General features: G+C 69.8%; 2 protein-coding genes. Both read left to right on the top strand.

Going from position 1 to position 9508, the window contains the following annotated elements; all coding sequences use genetic code 11:
• Positions 1–3257 (top strand): HAD-IIIC family phosphatase (locus SX243_23510; GenBank protein MDY7095953.1); only part of this gene is annotated, 3257 nt, incomplete at its 5' end.
• Positions 3258–3280: 23 nt separating this feature from the next.
• Positions 3281–9508: amino acid adenylation domain-containing protein (locus tag SX243_23515; protein MDY7095954.1), on the top strand; the 6228-nt coding region annotated here is incomplete at its 3' end.

Consider the following 9508-nt stretch of genomic DNA (forward strand, 5'->3'; position numbering starts at 1 on the left):
GCCGGGGCCGGGAGCACGCCCGGGCTCCCATCGATCTGGCTCGCGGCCCGTTGCTCCGTCCCCTTCTGTTGCGCCTCGGCCCGTCGGATCATCTGCTGGTGCTGGTGACCCATCACATCGTGGTGGACCAGGTCTCCCTTGGACTTCTGGGTTGGGAGCTGGCAAAGCTCTACGATCATCGCGTCGGCACCGGCACCGGCACCGCCAGCACGGAGGATCCGCTGCCCTTGCCCCCGGTGCAATACCCCGATTTCGTCGCCTGGCAGCAGGAGCGCTTCGACAGCGGCGAGCTGGAGCCGGATCTCGAGTTTTGGCGCCGCCACCTGGAGGGCTTGCCCCCGACCCTGGATTTGCCGACGGACCGGCCCCGTCCTGGGGATACCGAGTTCATCTCCGGCTACCACCGATTCCGCTGGCCTCAAGAGCTGGTGGCGGCGTTGGAGGAGCGCGCTCGGGAGTTCAAGACCACCCTCTCGGTGCTGTTGATAACGGGCTTCGAGATTCTGCTATACCAGCTCTCCGGGGTCACGGACCTGGCCTTGGGAGCCCCTCAGGCAGGCCGTAACCGGCGCGAGCTGGCTCGGGTCGTCGGTCTCTTCTATAACCCCGTGGTGCTGCGCACCAGCCTGGCCGGCAACCCCACTCTTTCGGCAGCGGCGCGGCGAACGGCGGCGGCGGCCTTGGATGCCTACAGCCACCAGGAGGTGCCCTTCGACCGCCTGGTAGAAGCGCTGCGGCCGCCGCGGGCCATGGGCCGGCCGCCCCTCTTCCAGGTCGCCATCAACCTCCAGGACGGTGACTTCGGCGAGCTCTCCATGCGCGATCTGGAGCTGCAGCCAGTGGACATCCTCCGGGGACCCTCGGGGCTCGATCTCTACCTCTCCGTGGAAGAGCTGGGGGAGACCGTCGCCGGCCAGCTCGAATATGACCGCCGGCTGTTCGCCGAGGAGACTGCCGCGGGTTTGATGCAGGCCCTGGAGTCCCACCTCGGCGCACTGGCGCGTAGGCCTGAAGAGACCTTGGACTCGCTTCCCCTGCACCCGGTGGTGGAACGGCTCGCCGCCGCGGCTCCCGCGGCTCCCTCCAAGCGGCCGATGGTGCTCGCCGCAACGTTCACGGCGGACCTGGTGCAGGAGCCTCTGCAAGGCTGGCTGGACCTGTTGGAAATTCCCCAGGAAGTCTGCCTGGCGCCCTATCACCAGGTGTTGCAGCAGCTGCTGGACGGCTCCAGCCGGCTGCGCGGCTCCGGCAATGGATCTTGCGTCCTGCTGCTTCGCTTGCAGGATTGGCTGCCCGAAGAGACGACCCGGGGCGACGGGGAGAGCCTGGCTCGGGGGCTTACGGAAGAGCGCCTGGCGGTGGTGGAGAGCGCCCTGGAGGATGCCCTGGCGGGCTTGGGGGCGGCGGTGGGCCAGGGGGTGCCGTGGCTCCTGATTCTCTGCCCCGACGCTCCGGAGCTGGCGGCGAGGCCCGAATGGCGGAGTGCCGCCAAGGCGTGGCAGCAGCGCCTGCGGGAGGCTGCCGAGGCTCTGCCGGGAGTCCAACTGGTGACCCACGGGGAGATTGCCGAGCTCTACCCGGTGGCGGAGGCTCACGATCCGTTCACTGAGCGGGAGGGGCACGTGCCCTTCACGGTGGACTATTTTCACGCCCTGGCGACGATGATCGCCCGCCGTCTCCACGCCGTTCTCGATGAGCGCCCCAAGGTCCTGGCCCTGGACTGCGACAACACCCTGTGGGGAGGGGTCTGTGCGGAAGTCGGCGTCGGCGGCGTGGATCTGGGAGAGCCCTATCTGGCCCTGCAGCGGACGATGCTAGAGCAGCAGCGGCGGGGACGGTTGCTGTGCCTGAGCAGCAAGAACCGCGAGGAGGATGTCTGGCAGGTCTTTGACCGCCGCCCGGAGATGGTGCTCGCCCGGGAGCATCTGGTGGCCTGGCGCATCGGCTGGGATTCAAAAGGGGAAGGGCTGCGGGCGCTGGCGGAAGAGCTCGATCTGAATCTCGACAGCTTCCTCTTCCTCGACGACAATCCCGTGGAGTGTGCCGAGGTACGGGCCCGATGCCCGGAAGTGCTGGTGCTGCAGGTGCCGCAAGATCCTGCCTCGATCCTCTCCTTCCTGCGTCATCTATGGCCGCTGGACTCGGCTTCCGTGACCGTGGAGGACCGGCGGCGCACCCTCTTCTATCAGCAGAATCGCCGCCGCCGGGAATTGCAGAGCGAGAGCCCGAGCCTGGGGGATTTTCTCCGGCGTCTGGAGCTCGACGTGAAGATCCGCCCCCCGCGGCGGGAGGAGCTGCCGAGGGTGGCCCAACTGACCCAGCGAACCAACCAATTCAATGCCTCCGGTGTCCGCCGCAGCGAGGGGGAGGTGGCCGCCCTGGCTGAGGACGGGGACTATCACCTGCGCGTCGTGCGGGTGCGGGACCGTTTTGGTGACTACGGCGCGGTGGGGGTTGTTTCCTGGCGCCGAGACCGGGACACGGTATCGGTGGACTCGCTGCTCCTCAGCTGCCGCGTGCTGGGCCGCGGGGTCGAGCATCGGATGCTCGCCCACGTCGGATGCTGGGCTCTGGAGCAGGGGTTGGACCGGGTGCGCATCGCCTTTCGCCAGAGCGAGCGCAACGAACCCGTTCGGCGCTTCTTGGGCTCGCAGGCGGAGAGGGCCGGCAAGGAGGGAGAACAGGCTTATTTCGCGCCGGCGGCGCGGGCGGCGGAGGCTCGCTGGGAGCCGGGAGAGGATGCAGCCGAAGAACTCCAAGGTCGTCGGCCGCCGGAGACCGGGGATACCCCGACGGCGGACAATCGAGCCCGCGCCCGCCGCTTCGCGAGGATCGCCACCGAGCTCGGGACCATCGAGAGCATTACCGCCGTGTTGCAGCAGCAGCGCAGCTCCCGTGGCCGAGCCCCGCGAGCTCCCTATCGGGCGCCGGAGGACCCGCTGCAGGAGACCCTGACGGGGATCTGGGGCGAGCTTCTGGGGCTTCCTCGGATCGGCCTGGACGACGATTTCTTCGCCCTCGGAGGCCACTCCCTGCTGGGTACGGTGATGCTCTCCCGGGTCCACGACGCCTTTGGAGTCGAGCTCGGGCTCGGCGACCTCTTCCGGGTTTCCACCGTCGCTGGCCTGGCGGAGCTGGTAGAGCAGGAGCTGGTCGACCACATGGACCCGCAGCAGCTGGAGGCTCAGCTCGGCGAGCTGGAGGGGCTGTCGCCGGAGGAGCTGAACCAGCTGTTGGAGCAGGAGCAGCTGAGCTGACGGCTCAGGAGGTCGAGCCCCGGATGAGATTGTTGTTGATCCAGAACATGGTCTACGCTCCCAGCCACGGCGGGGCCAACAAGGCCAACCGCCGCTTGTTGGAAGAGCTGGCGGCGCGGGGACACGAGTGCCGCGCGGTGGCGCCGGCCTTGGGCAGCCACGGTGCCGAAACCCTGGAGGATCAACGGCGGGAGCTGGCGCAGCGCGGCATCGAGGTGGCGGAGGCAGAGGCCGGCCTGAAGCTGCGAACGGCGGGGGTCACGGTGACGGCGTTAGTAGACCGGCACCGCCTCGCCGAGGTGGCCGCCGGCTGTATCGAGGACTTCGCCCCGCAGCTGGTCCTGGTGACCTCCGAGGATCCGGGACAGGAGCTCTTAGCGGCGGCGTCCCGGCGGGCGCCGGGGAGAGTGGTCTACCTGGTCCATACCCCCCTCTACCTACCCTTTGGCCCCGAAGGCTATGTGCAAAGCGCCCGGGGCACCGAGCTGATCCGGGCCGCTGCGGCGGTCATCACCGTCAGTCACTGGGTGCGGCGATATATCGAACGATGGTCCGGCGTGCGGGCTCGGGTGCTGGCCTTCCCGGTCTATCCGCCGCCGCCGGTCCCCCGGCGGGGAAGCTTCGACAGCGGTGCGGTGACCCTGGTCAATCCGTGTGCCTACAAGGGCCTGCCCATCTTTCTCGAGCTAGCCCGGCGCTTCCCGGAGACGCCGTTCCTCGGGGTGGAGACCTGGGGGACCACGACCGAGGACCGCCGGCTCATGGCCCGGTTGCCCAACTTGCGGCTGCGCGGCGCCGCCGACGAGATCGGCGAGATCTTTGCCGAGACGCGGGTCCTGCTCATGCCCTCCCTCTTCCTGGAGGCTTTCGGTTTGTTGGCGGTGGAGGCGATGCTCCATGGCTTGCCGGTGCTGGCCAGCGCCTCCGGCGGTTTGCCGGAGGCGAAGCTGGGAGTGGATTACGTACTGCCGGTGCGCACCATCGAGAATTACTCCCAGCGTTTCGACGAGCGGGAGTTTCCTCTGGCTGCCGTGCCGCCCCAAAACCTAGAGCCCTGGGCCGCGGCGCTGGAGGCCGTGCTCACGGACCGCCGGCGCTATCAGGAGCTCTCGGAACAGTCCCGCCGTGCCGCCGCAGGCTTCGTTCAGAGCGTCTCCATCGATCCCTTCGAGGAACTCTTCGAGCAGCTGATTTCCGACCTCGCCGCCGGCACCCGCTCCGCGCTGCCGGCGGAGGAGGCCGAAACCGAGAGGAGGAGCACCGAGATCACGGGCGGCGAAGGGGCGACCGCTGAGGCCTTGAAGCGAAAGCTGTTGGCGCTGCGGGCTCTGAAGGCACAGCGGCGGGACACCGGGGACGGGGGCAGGGGAGGCATCCCCCGGCTGCCCCGGGAGGGCGACCCCTGGCCCGTGGCCGCCTCCTTCGGTCAGGAGCGGCTGTGGTTTCTCCAGCAGCTGGACCCGGAGAGCGTGGCCTACAACCTGGCGAGCCTGGTGGAGCTTCGGGGGCACCTCGATCTTCGCCTCTTGGCCAAGTCGCTGAACGCCGTCGTCGGTCGCCACGAGGTGCTGCGGACGGTCTTCGAGGAGCGGGACGGACAGCCCGGCCAGGTGGTCTTCGCCAGCGCTCGGCTGGATCTGCCAGTGATCGATTTGCACCGCCTGGGGACGGCGGCGGAGGAGGTCGCCGAGGACCTCGCCCGATCCTGGACCCGGCGTCCCTTCGACCTCACCCGCTGGCCTCTGTTGCGCCTGGTGGTCTGTCGCCTCCGCCGCCGCCAGCACCGGCTGATCTCGGTCTTCCACCACATCATCTGCGACGGTTGGTCGGCGGCCCTCTTCCTGCGCGAGCTGGTGGCCCTGTATCGGGGGACGGAGGATCGGCTCGCCGCCGACCCGTTGCAGTACGCAGACTTTGCGGTCTGGCAGCGCCGGCAGCTGGAAACTGGGCAGCTGGAAGGCGCCCCCCAGGCCGATCGGGAGCTCGAATATTGGCGCGGCCAGCTGGCGGGGCTGGAGACTTTGGCGGTTCCCCTGAAGCGCCCCGGGGGGGCCCCCAGCGGACGCGGCCGCCGGCGTTTCTTCGAGCTGCCGCAAGCGCTGGCGGCGGCATTGGAGCGAGTGGCGCGGACCTCCGGGGTTTCCCAATTCATGGTCCTGCTGGCGGGGTGGCTGATGGTGCTGCACCGCGCCACCGGCCAGCGGGATCTGGTCCTGGGCACTCCGGTGGCCGGCCGCGGGCGGTCGGAGCTGGAGGCGGTGATGGGCTTGTTCGTCAACTCCCTAGTGCTGCGCACGGTCTTGGCGCCGGATCTCGGCTTCGAGCAGGTGCTGGAGCGGGTGCGGCGGACGGTGATCGAGGCGGAGAGCCATCAGCGGCTGCCCTTCGAGCGCCTGGTACAGGCCCTGCAGCCGGAACGGGAACTCGAGGGGAACCCTTTCTTCCAGGTCATGTTCGTGGTCGAGCAGGGGGTCGGGGAGATCGCTGATCCCGGCGCGCTGGAGCTCGAAGAGCTGCCCCTGGACCCAGGCACGGCGATGCTCGATCTGCTGATCTCGTTGCGTCCAGTGGAGGATGGCCTGCGCGGCTGGATCTCCTTCGACGACGGGCTCTTCGGTCTCGCTGCCATCGACCGGCTGGTGGATCTCTACCGGCGCCTCCTGCAGGCCGCGGCTGCAAGCCCCCGGCAGCCCTTGGCAGCGCTCCCTTGGGTCAGCGCCCCGGAGCGCCGCCAGCTGCTGGAGGAGTGGGCGCCGGGGCCGCGGGCAGCGGCGCCGGAAGCCTCCTTCACCGGGCTCTTCGAGGCTCGGGCGGCGGCGACGCCGGCGGCGGTGGCGGTGGTGTGGGGGCAGGAGGAGATCAGCTATGGCCAGCTGCTCCGGCGCAGCGCAGCCCTGGGCGCCGGATTGGCCGCCGGGCTAGCGCCCCGCGGCGTCGGCGCCGAATCGCTGGTAGCGCTGTTGGCGGAGCGGGGCCCTGATCTGCTGACGGCGGTGGTGGGGCTGTTGCGCTGCGGCGCCGCCTACCTGCCGCTGGACCCCCGTCACCCGGCCCGGCGCAACGGCGAGATCCTGGCCTCCGCCGGCTGTGCTGCGATCCTCTGCGCCGGCGAGCTGCGCCCGGCCCTGGACGAGGCTCTGGCGGGGGTACCGGATCCGCCACCGGTCCTCGAGCTGGAGCCCCTGGTTCGCGGCGGGGGGGCGGCGGCGGAGCCGGCGCAGACCGTGAAGGCGGGCTTGGAGACGTTGGTCTACACCATCTTCACCTCCGGCTCCACCGGCCGGCCCAAAGGAGCCATGGTGGTGCGCCGGGGCATGGTGAACCACCTGCTCGCCAAGATTCGGGACCTCGGTCTGACGGCGGCGGATACGGTGGCCCAGACCGCTTCCCAATGCTTCGACATCTCCGTCTGGCAGATGCTCGCTCCCTTGGTGGTCGGGGGGCGGGTGGTGATCTACCCCGACGCCGTTGCCCACGATCCGGCGCAGCTCTTGCGGCGGGCGGCGGTGGACGGCGTGACAGTGCTGGAGACGGTGCCGTCGCTGATGCGGCTGCAGCTCGACGGTCTGCCCGGCTCCGAAGCCGAACGGCCGGACCTGAGCCGGCTGCGCTGGTTGATTCCCACTGGCGAAGCCTTGCCGCGGGATCTCTGCCGGCGCTGGTACCGGCTGTATCCCCAAGCCCGGCTGCTCAACGCCTACGGACCGACGGAATGCTCCGACGACGTCAGTCACTATGCCGTGCCGCTGGAGGACCGTCCCGAGGGAGCCTCGGTGTCCATCGGCCGGCCGGTGCTCCACACCACGCTGCACGTGGTCGACCGCCGGGGCCGGCTGCTGCCCCCGGGCCTCGCCGGTGAGCTTTGGGTCGGAGGCCGGGGCGTCGGCCGGGGGTATCGCAACGAGCCGGCGCGCACCGCCGCGGTCTTCGTCCCGGATTCCTTCTCCGACAGCCCCGGGGCGCGGGTTTACCGCACCGGCGACCTGAGCCGCTGGCTCGACGACAGCAACCTGGAGTTCCTCGGCCGCATCGATCACCAGGTCAAAATCCGCGGCTTCCGCATCGAGCTGGGGGAGATCGAGCATGCGGTGCGCTCGCTGCCGGCGATTCAGGATGCGGTGGTCGCGGTGACGGAGCTGGGCCGGGAATCCCGGCTGGTGGCCTACGCGGTGCTCGGCACCGATGCCGGCGACGGTCGGGGCCCGGGACCGGCGGAGCTGCGCCAGGCGCTGGCAAAACAGCTGCCGGAGCACATGGTCCCCACCCATTGGATGATGCTCTCGGAGCTGCCGCGTCTGAGCAGCGGCAAGATCGACCGCAAGGCCCTGCCGGCAGCGGCGCCGATCCTGCGGGAAGAGCGCTACAAGCCGCCCCGGAGCTTCGCCGAGGAGCTGCTGGCGGGGCTCTGGGAGGAGGCTCTGGGAGTCCGGCGCCTGGGGGTGGAGGACAACGTCTTCGACCTCGGCGCCCACTCCTTGATGGTCACCCAGGTGCGGGCCCGTACGGAGCGCGCGCTGAAGGTGGAGATTCCCCTACGGCGCTTCTTCGAGGCGCCGACGGTGGAGCAGCTGGCGCGGCTAGTGGAGCAGGCCGGCGCCGGAATGACGGCGGAGCTCGAGGCGCCGCCCCTGGAGCCGGTACCTCGCGACGGCGACCTGCCCCTGTCGTTCTCCCAGCGGCGGTTGTGGTTCTTCGACCGCCTGGAGCCCGGCAGCGCGGTGTTCAATCTGCCCACCGCCATCTCTCTCCAGGGGGAGCTCTCGGCGGCGGCGCTATCCGGTGCCGTGACCGATGTGATGCGGCGCCACGAAGTGCTGCGAACCCGCTTCCTGGAAGTCGACGGCGAGCCGCTCCAGGTGCTCGATCCGTGGGAGCGCCAGACGCTGCCGGTGGTGGACCTGAGCGCCCTGCCGGTGGCGGAACGCCAGCGTCAGGGGGAGGCCCTGCGCCAGCGCGAAGCTTTGCGGCCCTTCGACCTCCAGACCGGGCCGCTGCTGCGGGCGACCCTGATGCGGCGCGGGCCGTCGGACCACGAAGCGTTGCTCACCCTGCACCACATCGCCGCCGATGGCTGGTCCATGCGACTGCTCACGGAGGAGATCAGCGCTGCCTACGCGGCACGGGTCACGGGCACGACGCCGCAGCTGCCGCCGCTGCCGGTGCAGTACGCGGATTACGCTGCCTGGCAGCGTAAGTGGCTCGACGGTCCCGCCCTGGAACAGGAGCTGAGCTTCTGGAAGCAATATCTCGACGGGGCTCCGGATTCCATCGACCTTCCTCTCGACCGTCCCCGCCAGCCGGTGCAGCGCTACCGCGGCGGGCGCCTCTCGACCTGGCTGCCGGCGACGCTCCTGGGGCGGCTACGCTCGCTGAGCCGGGAGCTGCGCAGCACCCTGTTCATGACCCTGGTGACCGCCTGGCAGGGCCTGCTGGCGCGGAGCTCTCACCAGACCGATCTGGTGCTCGGTACCCTCATCGCCAATCGCCACCGCCACGAGGTGCAAGACCTCATCGGCTTTTTCGTCAACACCCTGGTGCTGCGCACGCGGCTGCCTCGGGGACGCAGCTTCCGGGCGGCGGTGGAGGAGGTGCGGGACACCACTTTGGAGATCTACGCGCATCAAGATCTACCGTTCGAGAAGCTGGTGGAGGAGCTCAACCCCGACCGCCAGCTGAGCCTGACGCCGCTCTTCCAGATCCTGTTCATTTACCAGAACGCTCCCACCGGCGAAGCTCAGCTGCCGGGGTTGCGGCTGTCGGCGCGGGAGACGGCGCGGGAGACGGTGAACTACGACTTGCTCTTCGCCCTGTCGGAGCGCGATCAGGGGATTCACTGTCAGCTGGACTTCGACCGCGACCTCTTCGACTCCACCACGGTGCAGCGCCTCCTGGGGCATTTCCGGACGCTGGTGGAATCGTTGGTGACGGCGCCGGACCGGCCGATGGAGAAGGCCGAGCTGTGGAGCGCGGCGGAACGGCACCAGGCGCTGGTGGAGTGGAACGACACCCGGCGGGAGGATCCGCTGGAGCGTGGCGGCTGGGCGCAGCTCTTCGCCGACACCGCCCGCCGGCGGGGGGATGCGCCGGCGGTGGTCTGCGGCGGCGAGAGCTGGAGCTATCGCCGGCTGGCGGCACAGGTGGAGGATGCCGCAAAGCTGCTGGCGGCCGCCGGGGTGGGCGAGGACTCGGTGGTGGCGGTGCTCGCTCCCCGCGGGCTGGAGCTGCTGGTGGGCATTCTGGCGGTCTTCCGC

The sequence above is a fragment of the Acidobacteriota bacterium genome, assembly GCA_034211275.1.
GTDB lineage: Bacteria > Acidobacteriota > Thermoanaerobaculia > Multivoradales > JAHZIX01 > JAGQSE01.